At 62.5% G+C, this 17,667-nt stretch carries 17 protein-coding genes and 1 riboswitch; of the genes, 10 read left to right on the forward strand and 7 right to left on the reverse strand.

Annotation, left to right across the window (positions count from 1 at the left end; translation table 11 throughout):
• Nucleotide 1: 1 nt before the first annotated feature.
• On the reverse strand, nucleotides 2–646 hold the full coding sequence (locus ACEN84_RS23370; protein ID WP_413710073.1) for a TetR family transcriptional regulator C-terminal domain-containing protein: 645 nt from the start codon (nucleotides 644–646) through the stop codon (nucleotides 2–4).
• A 282-nt stretch (nucleotides 647–928) separates the two neighbouring features.
• Between ACEN84_RS23370 and ACEN84_RS23375 the strand changes: the two genes are divergently transcribed.
• From ACEN84_RS23375 to ACEN84_RS23390, 4 genes are all read left to right on the forward strand, one after another.
• Nucleotides 929–2,182 (forward strand): Zn-dependent hydrolase, encoded by a 1,254-nt coding sequence (locus tag ACEN84_RS23375; protein WP_413710074.1) that lies wholly within the window; start codon nucleotides 929–931, stop codon nucleotides 2,180–2,182.
• Between the two features lie 40 nt (nucleotides 2,183–2,222).
• Nucleotides 2,223–2,429: a hypothetical protein gene (locus ACEN84_RS23380; protein WP_112711402.1), complete on the forward strand. Its 207-nt coding sequence runs from the start codon at nucleotides 2,223–2,225 to the stop codon at nucleotides 2,427–2,429.
• 117 nt (nucleotides 2,430–2,546) lie between these two features.
• Entirely contained in the window at nucleotides 2,547–4,001 is a 1,455-nt protein-coding gene (gene hydA / locus ACEN84_RS23385; protein WP_413710075.1) for a dihydropyrimidinase, read from the forward strand.
• Between the two features lie 17 nt (nucleotides 4,002–4,018).
• Nucleotides 4,019–4,399, forward strand: coding sequence for a hypothetical protein (locus ACEN84_RS23390; protein ID WP_413711348.1), 381 nt, complete (start codon nucleotides 4,019–4,021; stop codon nucleotides 4,397–4,399).
• A 2-nt stretch (nucleotides 4,400–4,401) separates the two neighbouring features.
• Here the strand turns inward: ACEN84_RS23390 and ACEN84_RS23395 are convergent, their stop codons facing one another.
• Nucleotides 4,402–4,815: a cupin domain-containing protein gene (locus tag ACEN84_RS23395; protein WP_112711404.1), complete on the reverse strand. Its 414-nt coding sequence runs from the start codon at nucleotides 4,813–4,815 to the stop codon at nucleotides 4,402–4,404.
• A 99-nt stretch (nucleotides 4,816–4,914) separates the two neighbouring features.
• Here ACEN84_RS23395 and ACEN84_RS23400 point away from each other — a divergent pair, with 99 nt between their 5' ends.
• The 6 genes from ACEN84_RS23400 to ACEN84_RS23425 all read left to right on the forward strand — a co-directional run bounded on the left by ACEN84_RS23400 (nucleotide 4,915) and on the right by ACEN84_RS23425 (nucleotide 13,837).
• Nucleotides 4,915–5,697, forward strand: coding sequence for an ABC transporter ATP-binding protein (locus ACEN84_RS23400; protein ID WP_130283941.1), 783 nt, complete (start codon nucleotides 4,915–4,917; stop codon nucleotides 5,695–5,697).
• 174 nt (nucleotides 5,698–5,871) lie between these two features.
• On the forward strand, nucleotides 5,872–6,756 hold the full coding sequence (locus ACEN84_RS23405) for an ABC transporter permease (protein ID WP_413710076.1): 885 nt from the start codon (nucleotides 5,872–5,874) through the stop codon (nucleotides 6,754–6,756).
• Complete coding sequence (locus ACEN84_RS23410; protein ID WP_112711407.1) at nucleotides 6,753–7,880, forward strand: ABC transporter permease; 1,128 nt, start codon at nucleotides 6,753–6,755, stop codon at nucleotides 7,878–7,880. The genes ACEN84_RS23405 and ACEN84_RS23410 overlap by 4 nt, the downstream gene beginning before the upstream one ends.
• A 57-nt stretch (nucleotides 7,881–7,937) precedes the next feature.
• Entirely contained in the window at nucleotides 7,938–8,909 is a 972-nt protein-coding gene (locus ACEN84_RS23415; protein WP_112711408.1) for an ABC transporter substrate-binding protein, read from the forward strand.
• Nucleotides 8,910–9,324: 415 nt separating this feature from the next.
• The gene (locus tag ACEN84_RS23420; RefSeq protein ID WP_413710077.1) at nucleotides 9,325–10,518 is read left to right on the forward strand and encodes an efflux RND transporter periplasmic adaptor subunit; all 1,194 of its coding nucleotides are present in this window, start codon (nucleotides 9,325–9,327) and stop codon (nucleotides 10,516–10,518) included.
• 13 nt (nucleotides 10,519–10,531) lie between these two features.
• On the forward strand, nucleotides 10,532–13,837 hold the full coding sequence (locus ACEN84_RS23425; RefSeq protein ID WP_413710078.1) for an efflux RND transporter permease subunit: 3,306 nt from the start codon (nucleotides 10,532–10,534) through the stop codon (nucleotides 13,835–13,837).
• Between the two features lie 111 nt (nucleotides 13,838–13,948).
• Here the strand turns inward: ACEN84_RS23425 and crcB are convergent, their stop codons facing one another.
• From crcB to ACEN84_RS23450, 5 genes are all read right to left on the reverse strand, one after another.
• The gene (gene crcB / locus ACEN84_RS23430; protein WP_112711411.1) at nucleotides 13,949–14,380 is read right to left on the reverse strand and encodes a fluoride efflux transporter CrcB; all 432 of its coding nucleotides are present in this window, start codon (nucleotides 14,378–14,380) and stop codon (nucleotides 13,949–13,951) included.
• Nucleotides 14,381–14,431: 51 nt separating this feature from the next.
• Nucleotides 14,432–14,493, reverse strand: a riboswitch (Fluoride riboswitch).
• A gap of 73 nt (nucleotides 14,494–14,566) precedes the next feature.
• Nucleotides 14,567–15,178, reverse strand: a complete 612-nt coding sequence (ureG, locus tag ACEN84_RS23435; RefSeq protein ID WP_112711412.1) for an urease accessory protein UreG — start codon at nucleotides 15,176–15,178, stop codon at nucleotides 14,567–14,569.
• Between the two features lie 76 nt (nucleotides 15,179–15,254).
• Nucleotides 15,255–15,926, reverse strand: coding sequence for an urease accessory protein UreF (locus ACEN84_RS23440; protein WP_413710079.1), 672 nt, complete (start codon nucleotides 15,924–15,926; stop codon nucleotides 15,255–15,257).
• A gap of 6 nt (nucleotides 15,927–15,932) precedes the next feature.
• Nucleotides 15,933–16,523, reverse strand: a complete 591-nt coding sequence (locus ACEN84_RS23445; protein WP_413710080.1) for an urease accessory protein UreE — start codon at nucleotides 16,521–16,523, stop codon at nucleotides 15,933–15,935.
• A gap of 81 nt (nucleotides 16,524–16,604) precedes the next feature.
• Nucleotides 16,605–17,471: a GGDEF domain-containing protein gene (locus ACEN84_RS23450; protein ID WP_413710081.1), complete on the reverse strand. Its 867-nt coding sequence runs from the start codon at nucleotides 17,469–17,471 to the stop codon at nucleotides 16,605–16,607.
• Nucleotides 17,472–17,667 lie beyond the last annotated feature (196 nt).

A 17,667-nucleotide genomic window follows, 5' to 3' on the forward strand; every position in this document is an offset into this window, starting at 1 on the left:
CTCAGGCCGGCTGCACCATCAGCCCGCCGACGAAGAGCTGTTCGAGAAACCGCGCGGCATCCTCGAAACGCCCGGTGCCGGAATTCTCCTGGCCGAGAACGGCCCTGACCTGCACGTCGAAGTCGGCATAATGCTGCGTCGTCGACCAGATCGAGAAGATCAGGTGGTAGGGATCGCATTTGGCGATCTTGCCGGCTTTGGCCCAGGTGCGGATCACCTCGGCCTTCTCGTCGACAAGGCTCTTCAGCGGCCCCTTCAGCTCGTCCTCGATATGCGGCGCGCCCTGCAGCACCTCGTTGGCGAAGAGCCTGCTCTCTCGCGGAAAGTCGCGCGCCATCTCGAGCTTGCGGCGAATATAGCTGCGGATTTCCGATTCCGGATTGCCTTCGGCATTGAAGGCGCGTAGCGGCTCCAGCCAGGTATAGAGCACCCGGTCGATCAGCGCCCGGTGCATCGCTTCCTTGGTACGGAAATAATAGAGGAGATTGGGCTTCGACATGCCAGCAGCGGCAGCGATCTGGTCGATCGTGGAACCACGGAAGCCGCTGACCGAAAACACGTCGAGCGCCGCTTCGAGAATCTGCTCTTCCTTCTCTTCCTGGATGCGCGTCCGGCGCTGCGTCCTGGCTGCTCTCGGAATGGCCATATGGCTGTCGTTTCCCTCACAAATTCAACTGCTTCAATCAAGTTTTCGGAAGCAGTTCCCCGCCCGCAATTTTGTCGGCATTTTTGCTGTTTTACGTCTTGAGCCCAGCGACGGAAGCTGTAATGTTTACCAATCGGTCAAATTATCCGTCAGATGCAAAATAAAGGCAACGGCGGATTTTCCAGCGCAAAGAAAACAAACAATCGCGCCGGGAATTGACCAAGGGAACAGACCGGACATGCTGATGGCATGACTGATGAAAACAGGCGAGGACTTTCAGATATGGTGGCAGCACCAGGCGAAAACATGCGCGTCAACGGGGACCGTCTGTGGGACAGTCTCATGGACATGGCGAAGATCGGCCCCGGCATTGCGGGCGGCAACAACCGCCAGACGCTGACCGACGCCGATGGCGAGGGCCGCAGCCTCTTCAAGACATGGTGCGATGCCGCGGGCATGACCATGGGCGTCGACAAGATGGGCACGATGTTCGCGACCCGCCCCGGCACCGATCCCGATGCCCTGCCCGTCTATGTCGGCTCGCATCTCGACACCCAGCCGACCGGCGGCAAGTATGACGGCGTGCTCGGCGTGCTCGCCGCCCTCGAGGTCGTCCGCACGATGAACGATCTCGGCATCAAGACCAAGCACCCCATCGTCGTCACCAACTGGGCCAATGAGGAAGGCGCGCGCTTTGCGCCGGCAATGCTGGCGTCCGGCGTCTTCGCCGGCGTTCACAGCATGGACTATGCCTATGGCCGCAAGGACCCTGAAGGCAAGACCTATGGCGACGAACTGAAGCGCATCGGCTGGCTCGGCGACGAAGAAGTCGGCGCCCGCAAGATGCACGCCTATTTCGAATATCACATCGAGCAGGGCCCGATCCTCGAAGCCGAGAACAAGCAGATCGGCGTCGTGACGCACTGTCAGGGCCTGTGGTGGCTGGAATTCACCCTGACGGGACGCGAAGCCCATACCGGCTCGACGCCGATGAACATGCGCGTCAATGCCGGCCTTGCCATGTCGCGCATTCTGGAAATGGTCCAGGGTGTGGCCATGAGCGAACAGCCCGGCGCCGTCGGCGGCGTCGGCCAGGTGTTCTTCTCGCCGAATTCCCGCAACGTCCTGCCCGGCAAGGTCGTCTTCACCGTCGACATCCGCACGCCCTCCCAGGAAAAGCTCGACCGGATGCGCGCCAGGGTCGAGGCCGAAGCGGCAAAGATCTGCGAAACGCTCGGCGTCGGCTGCTCCGTCGAGGCCGTCGGCCATTTCGACCCAGTCACCTTTGACCCGGTCCTCGTCGGCCGCGTCCGCGACGCCGCCGAAAAGCTCGGCTACTCCCACATGAACATCATTTCCGGCGCCGGCCACGACGCCTGCTGGGCCGCCAAGGTGGCGCCCTCCACCATGGTCATGTGCCCCTGCGTCGGCGGCCTCTCGCACAATGAGGCGGAGGAGATATCCAAGGAATGGGCAACCGCCGGCGCGGACGTGCTGTTCCATGCGGTGGTGGAGACGGCGGAGATTGCCGGATGACGAATGCTCCCTTATATTTTCATATCGAAGGGATTGAGCAATGTCCGACAAGGTCACGAACGAACTTATCTACGAGACGCTCAAGCGGATGCAGGAAACTCTTGCGCTCCACACCCAATACCATCTCGAGACCAAGGAACGGATCGGTTTCCTTGAACAGCAATATGCCAGCATCTCGCGACGCGTGGATCGCATCGATGAACGGCTTGACCGCGTCGAACGCAGGCTCGGTCTCGTCGAGGCCTGAACAAGCATTGCCGGGATTCTCGTCCGGGGAGACATCTGAAAGCGATTAAACTGCTCGGCACGGCGCAACGGCACCGTGAACGGTGTCCCTCGTCTCACAAGAAAATAGGGAACGATCATGAGCACAGTCATCAAGGGTGGAACCATCGTCACGGCCGACCTGACCTATAAGGCGGACGTGAAGATCGAGGGTGGCAAGATCGTCGAGATCGGGCCGAACTTGTCTGGCAACGAGGTGCTGGATGCAGCCGGCTGCTACGTCATGCCCGGCGGTATCGATCCGCATGTGCATCTCGAAATGCCCTTCATGGGCACCTATTCCTCCGATGACTTCGAAAGCGGCACGCGCGCCGCTCTTGCGGGCGGCACGACCATGGTCGTCGATTTCTGCCTGCCTGATCCCGGCCAGTCGCTGCTCGATGCGCTGAAGCGCTGGGACAACAAGTCGACCCGCGCCAATTGCGATTATTCCTTCCACATGTCCGTCACCTGGTGGGGCGAGCAGGTCTTCAACGACATGAAGACCATCGTGCAGGAAAAGGGCATCAACACCTTCAAGCATTTCATGGCCTACAAGGGCGCGCTGATGGTGAACGACGACGAAATGTTCGCCTCGTTCCAGCGCTGCGCCGAGCTCGGCGCGCTGCCCCTCGTCCATGCCGAAAACGGCGACGTCGTCGCCGCCATGCAGCAGAAGCTGATGGATGAGGGCAATAACGGCCCCGAGGGACACGCCTATTCGCGGCCCGCCTCCGTCGAAGGCGAAGCGACCAACCGCGCCATCATCATCGCCGACATGGCGGGCGTGCCGCTCTATGTCGTCCACACCTCCTGCGAACAGGCCCATGAAGCGATCCGCCGCGCCCGCCAGAACGGCATGCGCGTCTATGGCGAGCCGTTGATCCAGCACCTGACGCTCGACGAGAGCGAATATTTCAACCGCGACTGGGACCACTCCGCCCGCCGCGTCATGTCCCCGCCCTTCCGCAATAAGCAGCATCAGGACTCACTCTGGGCCGGGCTGTCCGCCGGCTCGCTTCAGGTGGTGGCAACCGACCACTGCGCCTTCACGACCGACCAGAAGCGCACCGGCCTCGGCGACTTCCGCAAGATCCCGAACGGCACCGGCGGCCTCGAAGACCGCATGCCGATGCTCTGGACCTATGGCGTCGCAACCGGCCGCATCACCATGAACGAGTTCGTGGCGGTCACCTCCACCAACATCGCCAAGATCCTCAACGTCTATCCGAAGAAGGGCGCCATCCTCGTCGGCGCCGATGCCGATATCGTCGTCTGGGACCCGAAGCGCTCCAAGACGATCTCGGCCAAGAGCCAGCAGTCGGCGATCGATTACAACGTCTTCGAGGGCAAGGAAGTCACCGGCCTGCCGCGCTACACGCTGACCCGCGGCGTCGTCGCCATCGAGGAGTCGACCATCAAGACGCAGGAGGGCCACGGCCAGTTCGTCAAGCGCGAACCCTTCCAGGCGGTCAACAAGGCGCTCTCGACCTGGAAAGAGCTGACCGCTCCCCGCAAGGTCGAACGCACCGGCATCCCGGCAAGCGGGGTGTGATATCGATGCGCGGCCATGTGATTTTGACGATTGTCTCCCTGGCCGCGCTCTCCTCCGCGGCGCTTCCTGCGGCAGTATGGGCCGATACGCTGCCGATCAAGGGCAGCTACGGCAACAAGGATGGCTGCGCCTATGCCAAGTCGGGCGAGAGCACCGGCTCGGATAACTTCTTCCTGCTGACCTCCGAGGCGATCACCACGGCCGCCTCCTATTGCGAGATCAAGAAGCTCGTGAAGACCGAGGGCAAGAACTTCACCGCCACAGTCTCCTGCCAGGCCGAGGGTGAGGAAGGCGAGAGCGAGGACACCGCGAAGATCACCTCCGGCCCCAAGGGCTACACGATCGGCCTCGCCTCCGATGCCGGCATCAAATGGGGGCCGCTGCCGCTATGCAAATAGGCTCAATCCGGCACGCGGCTGTCGAGTTCCGGCAGCAGCACGACGCTCTCCTGCTCGTTGGGATCTGTCCGCGCGATGATCGCCGTGCAGGGCGTGCTGCTGAGATTGGCGGGCAGATGCGGAACGCCGGCCGGGATGTAGAAGAGCTCGCCGGCATGGACGACGACGTGATGCTCCAGTTCGTCGCCATACCAGGTATGGGCCTCGCCGGAGAGCATGTAGATCGCCGTTTCATGCGCCTCGTGCAGATGCGCCTTGGCGCGCACGCCGGGCGGAATCGTCAGAAGATGCATGCAGATGCCCTTCGCCCCGACCGTCTCCGCGGCAATGCCCTCGAAATAGCTGAGCCCCTGCTTGCCGTCATAGGCGTGGCTGGGACGAACAATGTGGCAGGTGGGCTTTGACTTCGCGTCCATTCTCATCCTCCATGGACTTTGCCGCGGTCTTTGCAACCGGGCAGCATCATAACATGCAAACCGCGCCGCTGCGGGGAAAACAGGACTGGTAACCTATCGATGCAAGCAGCCTCCGTCGTATCCGCCAAGGATCTCTGTCTCACCTTCCAGACGAATGACGGGCCGGTGCATGCGCTGAGCAATGTCAATCTCGATGTCAACAAGGGCGATTTCGTCTCCTTCATCGGCCCCTCCGGCTGCGGCAAGACGACGTTCCTGCGCGTCATCGCCGATCTGGAGAAGACCACTTCGGGCGAGATCAGCGTCAACGGCATGACGCCGGAAGAGGCCCGCAAGGCACGCGCCTATGGCTATGTCTTCCAGGCCGCCGCCCTTTATCCCTGGCGCACCATCGAGAAGAACATCGCCCTTCCCCTTGAAATCATGGGTTATTCAAAGGCCGAGCAGAAGAAGCGTATCTCCGAGGCGCTCGAACTCGTCGAGCTCGCCGGCTTCGACAAGAAATTCCCCTGGCAGCTTTCGGGCGGCATGCAGCAGCGCGCCTCGATCGCCCGCGCGCTCGCCTTCGACGCCGATCTGCTCCTGATGGACGAACCCTTCGGCGCCCTTGACGAAATCGTCCGCGACCACCTGAACGCCGCACTCCTGAAACTCTGGTCGCGTACCAACAAGACGATCTGCTTCGTCACCCACTCGATCCCCGAGGCCGTCTACCTCTCCACCAAGATCGTCGTGATGTCCCCCCGCCCCGGCCGCGTCACCGATATCATCGACTCGACCCTGCCGAAGGAACGCCCGCTCGATATCCGCGAGACGCCGGAGTTCCTGGAGATCGCCCATCGGGTGCGCGATGGCTTGAGAGCGGGGCATAGTTATGAGTGAGCTGATGTTTCAGTCCGCGGCTGCCCCCCTCTGCCCTGCCGGGCATCTCCCCCACAAGGGGGGAGATCGACTCGTGGCGAGCGGGTGCGCCCAGCTAATCTCCCCACCTGTGGGGGAGATGTCCGGCAGGACAGAGGGGGGTAACCCCACCCTCCCAACAGACCGGGAGGCCGCATGAAAACCGATACCCTCAAGGACAGGATCGGCCCCGTCCTGACCATTCTCGCGGCCCTCGTCGTCATCTGGTACATCGCCGCCGTGTTCATGAACGCGCCGTTCCAGCGCGACATGGACACGCGCAACAACATCACGCCGACGACGTCGGAGTTCATCTCCGCGACACTTTCCCAGCCGAAGCCGATCCTGCCCGCCCCGCATCAGGTGGCGCAGAATGTCTTCGAAAACACCTTCCTGAGGAAGCTCTCAAGCAACCGCAGCCTCGTCTATCATGCCGGCGTCACGCTTTCCTCCACCGTGCTCGGCTTTGCGCTCGGCACCATTCTCGGCATCCTGATCGCCGTCGGCATCGTCCATATCAAGGCGCTCGACCGCAGTCTGATGCCGTGGATCATCGCCTCGCAGACCGTGCCGATCCTGGCGATCGCGCCGATGGTCATCGTCGTCCTCGGCTCGATCAACATCACCGGGCTGATCCCCAAGGCGCTGATCTCGACCTACCTCTCCTTCTTCCCCGTCGCCGTCGGCATGGTGAAGGGGCTACGCTCGCCCGAGGTCATGTATCTCGACCTGATGCGCACTTATAATGCCAGCGCCGCACAGACCTTCTGGAAGCTGCGCGTCCCGGCCTCCGTGCCCTTCCTCTTCACCTCGATGAAAGTGGCGATTGCCGCGAGCCTCGTCGGCGCCATCGTCGGCGAACTGCCGACCGGTGCGGTCGCCGGCATCGGCTCGAAGCTGCTCGCCGGTTCCTATTACAGCCAGACGATCGATATCTGGGCCGCGCTCGTCGCCGGTTCGGTGCTGGCGGCCCTCCTCGTCGCCATCGTCGGGCTCGCCGCCAGGATCGTCGATCGCGCCATGGGCGGGAGGCCGGCATGAAATACCTGACCTTCTCCTGGCAAAGCGCGCTGGCGCTGATCCTCTGTGTGGTGGCGCTCTTCTCGCTGCCGCTGCTGACGGAAGCCGCCCCCGCCCCCTTCAGCAGCCAGACGACGACGCTCGTCATCCTGCTGGTCGCCGCCGCCGCCATCCTGTCGCTGACGGCGCTGCCGTTGCTCTATTCGGCAACGGTGCTGCTGCTTGCCTCCTTCGATGCCGCCTGGCTGCTTTTGTCGGGGATCGCAGGCAACGAGGGGCTGGCGACCCGCTCCTTCTTCCTGCTGATCGCCGCCTGCTGGCTGCTCGCCTGGCGCTCCGTCAGCCTGCTGTCGGAAGTGCGGCCGGTCTCGAACACCGGCAAATCCTTCCTGCGGCTGCTGATCCCGGCGATCTTCGGCGCCTGGATCCTGATCCTCTGGGAAGCGGCCACCCGCGCCGGCGGCATCCCCTTCGTCATCCTGCCGCCGCCGAGCTCCATCGGCCTGCGCATCGTCAACTCCCTGCCGATCCTCGGCGAGGACGTGCGCCAGACGATCTTCAAGGCGGTGTTGTTCGGCTATGTCGTCGGCTGCGCCTCCGGCTTCATCGTCGCGATCCTCGCCGATCGCGTCGCATTCCTGCGCCGCGGCCTGCTGCCGATCGGCAATATGGTCTCGGCGCTGCCGATCATCGGCGTCGCGCCGATCATGGTCATGTGGTTCGGCTTCGACTGGCCGTCGAAAGCCGCCGTCGTCATCATCATGACCTTTTTCCCGATGCTGGTGAACACCGTGGCCGGCCTTTCCGCCTCCGGCGCCATGGAACGGGACCTGATGCGCACCTACGCATCCGACTATTGGCAGACGCTCCTGAAGCTGCGGCTTCCGGCCGCAATGCCGTTCATTTTCAACGCACTGAAGATCAACTCGACGCTGGCGCTGATCGGTGCCATCGTTGCGGAATTCTTCGGAACCCCTATCGTCGGCATGGGCTTCCGCATCTCTACCGAGATCGGCCGCATGAATGTCGACATGGTCTGGGCCGAAATCGCCGTCGCGGCGGTGGCTGGCTCGGTTTTCTACGGGGTCGTCGCCCTTGCCGAAAGAGCGGTGACTTTCTGGCATCCGTCTATCCGTGGTGGTTAGACGTCGCTTTATTCCCGCAAATGGGTCTGGGGCATAACTTCAGAGGGAAAAAAGAAAATGAAGAAGTTGATGGTTGCAATGATGGCGAGCGCCATGTCGCTTGCCGCCGCTCACGCGATGGCGGCCGACAAGGTGACGCTGCAGCTGAAGTGGGTGACGCAGAGCCAGTTCGCCGGCTATTACGTCGCCAAGGACAAGGGTTACTACGAAGAAGAAGGCCTCGACGTCGACATCAAGCCGGGCGGCCCGGATATCGCACCGGAACAGGTGATTGCCGGCGGCGGCGCCGATGTGATCGTCGACTGGATGGGCGGCGCGCTGGTTGCCCGCGAAAAGGGCGTTCCGCTCGTCAACATCGCCCAGCCCTACCAGAAGTCGGGCATGGAAATGATCTGCCGCAAGGATGGCCCGGTGAAGACCGAAGCCGACTTCAAGGGCCATACGCTCGGCGTCTGGTTCTTCGGCAACGAATATCCGTTCTTCGCCTGGATGAACAAGCTCGGCCTGAAAACCGATGGCGGCGCCGATGGCGTGACCGTGCTGAAGCAGAGCTTCGACGTGCAGCCGCTCTTGCAGAAGCAGGCCGACTGCATCTCCGTCATGACCTATAACGAATACTGGCAGGCGATCGATGCGGGCCTGAAGCCGGAAGATCTCACCGTCTTCAACTACACGGCCATGGGCAACGACCTCCTGGAAGACGGCCTCTATGCCATGGAAGACAAGCTGAAGGACCCGGCCTTCAAGGAAAAGATGGTCAAGTTCGTCAAGGCTTCGATGAAGGGCTGGAAATACGCCACCGAAAACCCGGATGAAGCAGCCGGAATCGTCGTCGATGCCGGTGGCCAGGACGAAAACCACCAGAAGCGCATGATGGGCGAAGTGGCCAAGCTGATCGGCGACGGCAGCGGCAAGCTCGACACCACGCTTTATGACCGTACGGCCAAGGCTCTTCTCGACCAGAAGATCATCAGCAAGGAGCCGTCGGGCGCCTGGACGCACGACATCACCGACGCTGCAGCCAAGTAAGCGGCCGCTCTGAAATCACGGGGACGCGCGGAGAAATCCGCGCGTTTTCTGCTTTTTAAGCATCAACGGCGATTTTTTCGAGAGGCGATGTCGGATCAGCCCTGCTTCAATCGTCTTTGGCTTATACGCTGCGATCAATCATCGGAATGCAAACATAACCAGCCGGTGATTGATCTATACGTAAACGGTAATTAATGTGCGCCCATGGGGAATTATTTTCTGCCGGTCTTGTACGTTGCGCAAATCGCTACCACGTACATCACCGGATTTGCCGTTCGGGGGACTTCTCTGTAAGAGAGACGGCAAATAATGCGGGAATACCTCTGAGAGCACAGAGACGGGAATGGCCTGTTCGCAAGCTGCGGCATAGCTGCGCGTTTTTGGCCGACCATTTGACATAACTGGATGATGACGCATGGCACGCACGCTTGAAATACTACGCGCCTCCACCCTCCTGATCGCCGGCATCCTTGCCGCGCCCGTTGCGTTTGCGCAGGAAAACCAGCCGCCGAAGACACAGCAGAACCTGCCCGTCATCGTCGTCACGACCGCTACCAAGCGCGCCCTCGTTGACCGCGTGATCGGCACCGGCACCATCCGCCCGGTCGAAGAAGTTTATATTCAGCCGCAGGTGGAAGGTCTTTCGATCCGCGCGCTGAACGTCGATATCGGCGACAAGGTTGAAGCCAACAGCACGCTGGCGACCCTGAACGAAGACGCCCTCCTGTTGCAGAAGGCGCAGATGATGGCGACCAAGGCCAAGGGTGAGGCAAGCCTCGCCCAGCTGCGCGCCCAGCTTCTGGAAGCCAAGGCAACCGCCGAGCAGGCCCGTCTGCAGCAGACCCGTTCGTCCGAAATGGGCAAGAAGGGCACCGTTTCCACCGCGCAGGTCGAGCAGGCCGATGCCGCCGCCGCCACCGCCAACGCCCGCGTGAGCTCCGCCGAGCAGGCGATCGAAGTTGCCATCGCCGATCTGAAGGTCGCCGACAGCCAGATTGCCGATGCCGATCTGAAACTGGCGCGCACGGATGTGAAGACCCCGGTTTCCGGCGTCATCTCCGCCAAGAACGCCCGCATCGGCGCCATTGCCGCCGGCAACGGCGAGCCGATGTTCACCGTCATTAAGGACAGCGCCATCGAACTGGTCGCCGAGCTCTCCGAAACCGATATCCAGAAGATCGCGGTCGGCCAGCGCGCCATCGTCACGCTGTCGGGCAGCCGCACGAAGATCGAAGGCAAGGTGAGGATCGTCTCTCCGACCGTCGATCAGGCAACCCGCCTTGGCCTCGTCCATATCTCGATCGATGACGAGAGTGCGGCACGCTCCGGCATGTATGCCAGCGCCGAGATCATCGTCGCCGAGAAGAGCGATATCGCCCTGCCGCTGTCTGCCGTCACCACCGGCCGCGATGGCTCGACCGCAAGAAAGGTCGAGGATGGCATCGTCAAGCAGGTGAAGGTCACCACAGGCATCCAGGACGGCGGCTTCGTCGAGATCGCCGATGGCCTCAAGGAAGGCGACACCGTCGTCGCCAAGGCCGGCGCCTTCGTTCGCGACGGCGACAAGATCACAGCTGTTACCGAAGCCGTATCGGCACAATCGAACTGACCGGGGCTAATCCATGAATTTCTCTGCATGGTCCATCCGAAATCCGATTGCGCCGCTGCTCGCTTTCGCGCTGCTGCTCTTCGTGGGCATCCAGGCGTTCTACAAGCTGCCGATCACCCGCTTCCCGAATATCGACGTTCCCGTCGTTTCGATCACCGTGACCCAGAGCGGTGCCTCGCCGGCCGAACTCGAAATGCAGGTGACCAAGGAGGTCGAGGACGCTGTCGCCTCGATCAGCGGCATCGATGAAATCCAGTCGACGGTGACCGACGGCCAGTCACAGACGGTCGTCGTCTTCCGCATCGAGAAGCCCACCGCCGAAGCCGTTCAGGACACCAAGGACGCGATCGACAAGATCCGCAGCGACCTGCCCGCCGGCATCGAGGAACCGATCGTCAGCAAGGTCGATGTCGAAGGACAGGCGATCCAGACCTTCGCCGTCTCCTCTCCCAACATGACGCTCGAGGAGCTCTCCTGGTTCGTCGACGACACCGTCAAGCGCGCCCTGCAGGGCCAGCCCGGCATTGGCCGTATCGACCGTTACGGCGGTGCGGACCGTGAAGTACGCGTCTCGCTCGATCCCGGCAAGCTCGACGCCTACGGCATCACTGCGACCGATGTGAACCAGCAGCTGCGCGGCACCAACGTCAACCTCGGCTCCGGCCGCGGCCAGGTCGCCGGCAACGAGCAGACGATCCGCACGCTCGGCGACACGCGCGACGTCTCGCAGCTCAATTCCACCACCATCAGCCTGCCGAACGGCCGTTTCGTGAAGCTCTCTGAGCTCGGCCGCATCGACGACACCTACGAGGAGCAGAAGTCCTTCTCGCGCTTCAACGGCACGCAGACGGTCACCTTCGCAGTGTTCCGCGCCAAGGGTGCCAGCGAAGTTTCGGTTGCCGAAACCGTGGCGGAAAGCCTGACGGAGATCCGCAAGGCCAATCCGAACGTCAAGATCGAGATGGTGGACGACAGCGTCTACTTCACCTATGGCAACTACGAGGCGGCCCTTCATACGCTGATCGAAGGCTCGATCCTCGCCGTCATCGTCGTCTTCCTGTTCCTGCGCAACTGGCGCGCGACGCTGATCGCCGCCGTGGCGCTCCCCCTGTCGGCCATTCCGACCTTCTGGATCATGGATATCATGGGGTTCTCGCTGAACCTCGTGAGCTTCCTGGCGCTGACGCTGGCAACCGGTATTCTCGTCGACGACGCGATCGTCGAGATCGAGAACATCGCCCGCCATATCAAGATGGGCAAGACGCCCTACAGGGCATCGCTTGAAGCCGCTGACGAAATCGGCCTCGCCGTCATCGCCACCAGCTTCACGATCATCGCCGTCTTCGTGCCTGTTTCCTTCATGCCGGGCATTGCCGGCCAGTACTTCATCCAGTTCGGCCTGACTGTCGCCTTCTCGGTCTTCTTCTCGCTCGTCGTGGCGCGTCTCATCACCCCGCTGATGGCCGCCTACCTGATGCGCGCCGAAGACGGCATGGAAGACCATCATGACAATGACGGCTGGATCATGCGCGGCTATACCCGTCTCGTGACGGGCACGACGCGCAAATGGTACTGGCGCTACACCACGCTGCTCTGCGCCATCGCCTTCCTGATCGGCTCGATGATGCTGCTGAGCCGCGTGCCCGGCAGCTTCATGCCGCCGGACGATTCCTCGCGCGTCGTCCTGTCTGTGGAACTGCCGCCGAACGCCACGCTCGAAGACACTGCCGCCGCCTCCACCAAGGTCTACGATGCCGTGCGCGGGATCGACGGCGTCGAAAGCGTCTTCGTTCTCGGCGGCGCCTCACCCAAGGGCGATCTGGAGCTGCGCCGCGCCACCGTTCGCGTCATCCTCGGCAATATCGATCATTCGCTGCTGAAGACCCTCGTCAACAAGGGCCTCGGCGGACTACCTGTTATCGGCAACCTCGTGCCGAAGATGGAAGATCACGGCCGTACGCGTCCGCAGTGGGATGTCGAAAAGGATATCTTCGCCGCCGTGCGCGATATCCCCGACGTGCGCATCTCAAAGGTCAACGACCGCGCCGAGCGCGACCTCTCCTTCAACTTCCTCTCTTCCAACGAGGATGACCTGAACGAGGCCGTCAGCCTGCTGGAATCGAAGCTGCGCGCCTCGCCGATCCTGGCGAACGTGTCTTCGGAAGGCGCCCTGCCCCGTCCGGAACTGCAGATCCGTCCGCGCATGGCCGAAGCCTCGCGCCTCGGCATCACCCCGCAGCAGATCTCCGAGACGGTCCGCGTCGCCACCATCGGCGATATCGACGCCAACCTCGCCAAGATCTCGCTCGACGACCGGCAGATCCCGATCCGCGTCCAGGCATCGCTCGATGTCCGCCGCGATCTCGCCTCCATCCGCGCCATCAAGATCAAGACGGCAAGCGGCGCCAGCGTTCCGCTCTACAGCGTCGCCGATGTCGACTATTCGGAAGGCCCGAGCTCGATCAAGCGCAATAACCGCAACCGCGTCGTGGCCATCGGCTCCGACGTGCCCTTCGGCACGGCGCTCGATACGGCGAGCGCCGAATTCAAGCGCATCGTCGCTGCGACCGAATTGCCGAAGAGCGTGCATCTGGCCGAAAGCGGTGACGCCAAGGTTCAGGGCGAAATGGTCCAGAGTTTCGGCAATGCCATGCTGATGGGCCTGATGCTGGTTCTGGTCGTGCTGATCCTGCTCTTCAAGGACGTCATCCAGCCTTTCACCATCCTGTTCTCGCTGCCGCTTGCGATCGGCGGCGTGGCAGTGGCGCTGATCATCACCCAGAACGCGCTGTCGATGCCGGTGCTGATCGGTATCCTGATGCTGATGGGTATCGTCACCAAGAACGCCATCCTGCTCGTCGATTTCGCAATCGAGATGAAGCGGCATGGCATGGAACGTGTCGAAGCCATGGTGGAAGCCGGCCGCAAGCGCGCCCGCCCGATCATCATGACCTCGATCGCCATGTCGGCGGGCATGCTGCCCTCCGCGCTCGGCGTCGGCGAAGGCGGCTCGTTCCGCGCACCGATGGCAATCGCCGTCATCGGCGGCATCATCGTCTCGACGGTGCTGTCGCTCGTCGTCGTGCCCTCGTTCTTCCTGATCATGGACGACCTCTCCCGCCTGCTCGGCTGGATGTTCGGCCGCCTGGTCGGCAAGAAGGACGAAGAGCAGCTCGCCATGTCCCGCGAGCAGCTGACGGATGCCGTCGGCTCGCTCAAGGACCGCGTCACCGCGATCGAGAACCCGGAAGCCAAGCAGAAGAACGCCAACAGCAACGGCAAGAACGTCCTGCGACTGCCGCCGTTTGCGGCGGAGTAGGCGTCACGCTGAATTCTAAGCAGAACGGCCGGGGTTTTCCCGGCCGTTTTTGTTTTGCCAAGCCGTTCTGTTTGACGGCATACCAGCGCCGGACCGGCCCTCCAACGCCCCTTACACCTCCTCCTCCACCCGCAACTGCGCCACCTGCTTCTCCCCGCCATTGAAATAGGAAGCAATCAGGTGCCCAGCCGAAACGGCGGCGACGCACAGCACCACAGATGCCGCGATATTCACCCCCGCCCGCGTCACCGCGCCCGAGCGCATCAGATCGAGCGTCTGCAGGCTGAAGGACGAGAAGGTGGTGTAGCCGCCGCAAAGGCCGATCATCACGAAGAGCCGCATGTTCTCCGAAACCGGAAAACGGCCATGCGCCAGCGTCAGCGTGCCGAACAGGCCGATGATGAAGGATCCGGTGATGTTGATGATGATCGTGCCCCAGGGCAGGTTGCCGCTGATCGGCGCCGCCAGGACGGAGATCAGGTAGCGTGCCAGGGTGCCCAGAGCGCCTCCGGCCATGATGATCAAGCAGGTGTAGAGTGACATGCACGCCTCGTTGTTTCGGCGGGCAGTAGACACACTCCCACCGTCGATTAAATCGCGGTAGGAGTCATCAGCCATCACGGCGGTTTCGGGGGCACTCCATCCCCATCGCGGCCAAATTAGCCGCAGCACGGACGCAATGCAACGCCCGGCCGCAAGCCGCGTCAATTTGGACGGCAGGGGGCGGGCTCAGAGCCCGCCATGCTCCTTCAGGAAGCTGACGATCGGGCCGATGCCGTCGCCGCGCTTCATGTCGGAGAAGACGAAGGGGCGCGTGGCGCGCATGCGCGTCGCATCGCGGTCCATCACGTCGAGATCGGCGCCGACATAGGGTGCCAGGTCTTTCTTGTTGATGACGAGAAGGTCCGACTTGGTAATCCCCGGGCCGCCCTTGCGCGGGATTTCCTCGCCCTGGCAGACCGAGATCACGTAGATGGTGATATCGGCAAGATCCGGCGAGAAGGTTGCGGCCAGATTGTCGCCGCCGGATTCGATGAAGACGACGTCGAGATCGGGAATGCGCTGGTTCAGCCCGGCGATCGCCTGCAGATTGATCGTCGCATCCTCGCGGATGGCGGTATGCGGGCAGCCGCCGGTTTCGACGCCGACGATGCGCTCGGAGGGCAGCGCCTGCATGCGCATCAGCGCCTCGGCATCCTCGGTCGTGTAGATGTCGTTGGTGACGACAGCGACCGAATAATCGTCGCGCATCGCCTTGCAGAGCTTCTCCGTCAGCGCCGTCTTGCCGGAGCCGACAGGCCCGCCGATGCCGACGCGGAGAGGTCCGTTTCTCGATTTCATATGTGTCACTCCAATTCGCCCGATGATAGCGCCCGGCTATGACGCCTGCCACCGGCAAATGACGCAGATGCCGGCCTTACGAGCGGAAAAGTCTGGTGCTCTGGGTCTCGTGCCGCAGCGTCGCGATATCTGCCTGGACAGCCGCCGAGCCGAGATCGTCGGTTGTCGCCGCCGACGCCTTCCGGGCAACCCCGGCAATCAGCGGCTCGAGCTTCGCCAGCGTGCCGACCCCATCTTTCTGGCCGGCAACACCGAGGCGGATGCCGGCAGAGACGGCCTGCGAGACATAGGCATGCAGGAAGGCGGCGAGCGCCTTGTCGAGCGAAACCTGATGGGCGCCCGCGACCGCCCCGACGGCAACCGGATAGGCCGCCTGCTGCGGCAGCCGCTCGAACACCGGATCGGCCCAGGCCTTCGCTGCCGTCAGAAAGGCATCGCCGAGCAGCATCGTCTCCTGATGCCGCTCGCGCGAACCGGCGAGCGCCTCGGCAAGTGCTGCGAGATCGCCGATCTCCGCAGCATCCCCCTGCCCGCGCCAGGCGGCGGAGAAGATCACGGCATCGTTCCAGATGCTGCCATGCGTCAGCAGCGTCGAGATCCAGGTTTCCAGCCCTGCGGCATCGGTCACGAGGCCATCGTGGACCGCGCGCTCCAAGCCGCCCGAATAGGCAAAGGAGCCGACCGGGAAGGCCGGCGACAGCCACGCCATCAGGCGCAGCAGCGCCTGGAGATCATCCGCTTCCGTCATCGCCGCTCAGTCGTGAGAGTGATGGTGCCCGTCACCATGCTTGTGGTCGTGATCATGATGGTCATGATCGTGGTCGTGGCCATGCTCGTGTTTGTGGTCATGGTCGTGACCGTGGGCATGGCCGTGATCGTGGTTGTCATGAGCGTGATGATCATGTCCATGTCCATGGCCATGATAGGCGCCGCGCGCCGGCTGGAACGGCTCGTTGACATCGAGCACCAGGGCGCCGAGGCCCTGCAGCATGGTGCGGATCACATGGTCGCGCAGGATCAGGATGCGGTCTTCCTCGATCTGTGCCGCCAGATGCCGGTTGCCGAGATGCCAGGCAAGCTCGGTCAGATGCACCCGGTCCTTGCCGCGCACTTCGAAAAGCTTCTCGTCAGCCGCCAGGATCTCGATCAGTTCGCCGTCATCGCGCACCAGCAGATCGCCATTGGCAAACAGCACCGGATCCTTGAGGTCGAGCATCACCATGCCGCCGCTTTCCAGATGCAACAGCTTGCGCCTGAGATGGCGCAGATCGTGCGGCAGCTTCACCTGCTCGATCGGGTGGGAGGACGGCGTACCGGCGGGGAGATAGGATGTAACGCGTTGCATGGGCATGTCCGTTTCAATGGGACTTCGACCATGCAAAATAGCGGAAGGACGCGCAAGCGCCAATGCGGATCCGCGCAGTGGCTAAATGCCGTAGGCGCGCTGCGGCTCGTCGTGATCGGCAGCATCGCCCTGCACGCCGAGCCCGCTCTCGACGAGGCGGCTGTGCCAGGCATGATGCAGCCCCTCGCTCTCATGGATGACGCGATTGCGGCCGAGCGCCTTTGCCAGATAGAGCGCCTTGTCCGCCGAGGCATAGACGGCCTCCTTGCTGCGCCCCGTCTCCAGATCGGCGATGCCGGCCGAAATGGTGATGGCGATGCTGCAGCCATCGGCGATGATAGGCTGCTGGGCGATCTGCGCCTTCACCTGCTCTACCTGTTCCAGCCGGGCCGACAGCGGCGAGCCGGTGACGATGACGCCGAACTCCTCGCCGCCGAGACGCGCGACGACCGAGCCGTCATTGAAGGCGGCTGTCAGGATCGCCGAAATGGCGATGATCACCGCATCGCCGCAGGCATGGCCGAAGCGGTCGTTGATCGCCTTGAAACGGTCGACGTCGAAGATGACGAGCGAGGCATCGCCATCCGCATCCGCCAGCGCCGCTGTGAAGGCGCGCCGGTTGAGAAGGCCGGAGAGCATGTCGGTGCGGCTGAGCTTTTCGAACTCGGCCCGCGAGACCGTCAGCTGATGCAGCGCGAAACCGGCAATCAGCGACAGCAGCCCGCAGGCCGCCCCGCCGACGATCCAGGCGAAGACGATGCCGAGGCTCAGCGAATGGGCGAGCGACAGCGGCAACAGGTCGAGATAGGAGAGCGGCGGCAGCACGATCAGCATGATCAGCGCCGAAAGAATGACGGCCGAAAAGCTCATCTTCAGCGCAAAGCTGATGATGGTGGCGCGATGCTGAAAATTGCCCATCTCCGTCTGGAGCGACATCCAATTTTTCATCCGAATCGACCTCCAGCCCGCCACCCCATGGCATTTGATTAGAATGCATTTGCTGCCGGGGTCTTAAGCCGATCGTTAAGATTTGATCGAATTTGCCCGATTTAACAAACTTGCATTTTCGCGTGCAGGCTGCAGCAATGCTCAACTTGAATCGGAACTGATAAAAAACTGATTAAGCGTTTGATGCGACATTTAT

It is taken from the genome of Rhizobium sp. Rhizsp82 (assembly GCF_047325115.1).
GTDB lineage: Bacteria > Pseudomonadota > Alphaproteobacteria > Rhizobiales > Rhizobiaceae > Rhizobium.

Excerpts from the sequence above, each read along its gene's own strand:
- ACEN84_RS23415 (WP_112711408.1), top strand. The coding sequence starts at position 7,938 with ATGAAGAAGTTGATGGTTGCAATGATGGCGAGCGCCATGTCGCTTGCC.
- ACEN84_RS23370 (WP_413710073.1), bottom strand. The coding sequence starts at position 646 with ATGGCCATTCCGAGAGCAGCCAGGACGCAGCGCCGGACGCGCATCCAG.
- ACEN84_RS23405 (WP_413710076.1), top strand. The coding sequence starts at position 5,872 with ATGAAAACCGATACCCTCAAGGACAGGATCGGCCCCGTCCTGACCATT.
- ACEN84_RS23380 (WP_112711402.1), top strand. The coding sequence starts at position 2,223 with ATGTCCGACAAGGTCACGAACGAACTTATCTACGAGACGCTCAAGCGG.
- hydA (WP_413710075.1), top strand. The coding sequence starts at position 2,547 with ATGAGCACAGTCATCAAGGGTGGAACCATCGTCACGGCCGACCTGACC.
- ACEN84_RS23445 (WP_413710080.1), bottom strand. The coding sequence starts at position 16,523 with ATGCAACGCGTTACATCCTATCTCCCCGCCGGTACGCCGTCCTCCCAC.
- ACEN84_RS23400 (WP_130283941.1), top strand. The coding sequence starts at position 4,915 with ATGCAAGCAGCCTCCGTCGTATCCGCCAAGGATCTCTGTCTCACCTTC.
- ACEN84_RS23395 (WP_112711404.1), bottom strand. The coding sequence starts at position 4,815 with ATGGACGCGAAGTCAAAGCCCACCTGCCACATTGTTCGTCCCAGCCAC.
- ureG (WP_112711412.1), bottom strand. The coding sequence starts at position 15,178 with ATGAAATCGAGAAACGGACCTCTCCGCGTCGGCATCGGCGGGCCTGTC.
- ACEN84_RS23425 (WP_413710078.1), top strand. The coding sequence starts at position 10,532 with ATGAATTTCTCTGCATGGTCCATCCGAAATCCGATTGCGCCGCTGCTC.
- ACEN84_RS23420 (WP_413710077.1), top strand. The coding sequence starts at position 9,325 with ATGGCACGCACGCTTGAAATACTACGCGCCTCCACCCTCCTGATCGCC.
- ACEN84_RS23375 (WP_413710074.1), top strand. The coding sequence starts at position 929 with ATGGTGGCAGCACCAGGCGAAAACATGCGCGTCAACGGGGACCGTCTG.
- ACEN84_RS23440 (WP_413710079.1), bottom strand. The coding sequence starts at position 15,926 with ATGACGGAAGCGGATGATCTCCAGGCGCTGCTGCGCCTGATGGCGTGG.
- ACEN84_RS23410 (WP_112711407.1), top strand. The coding sequence starts at position 6,753 with ATGAAATACCTGACCTTCTCCTGGCAAAGCGCGCTGGCGCTGATCCTC.
- crcB (WP_112711411.1), bottom strand. The coding sequence starts at position 14,380 with ATGTCACTCTACACCTGCTTGATCATCATGGCCGGAGGCGCTCTGGGC.
- ACEN84_RS23450 (WP_413710081.1), bottom strand. The coding sequence starts at position 17,471 with ATGAAAAATTGGATGTCGCTCCAGACGGAGATGGGCAATTTTCAGCAT.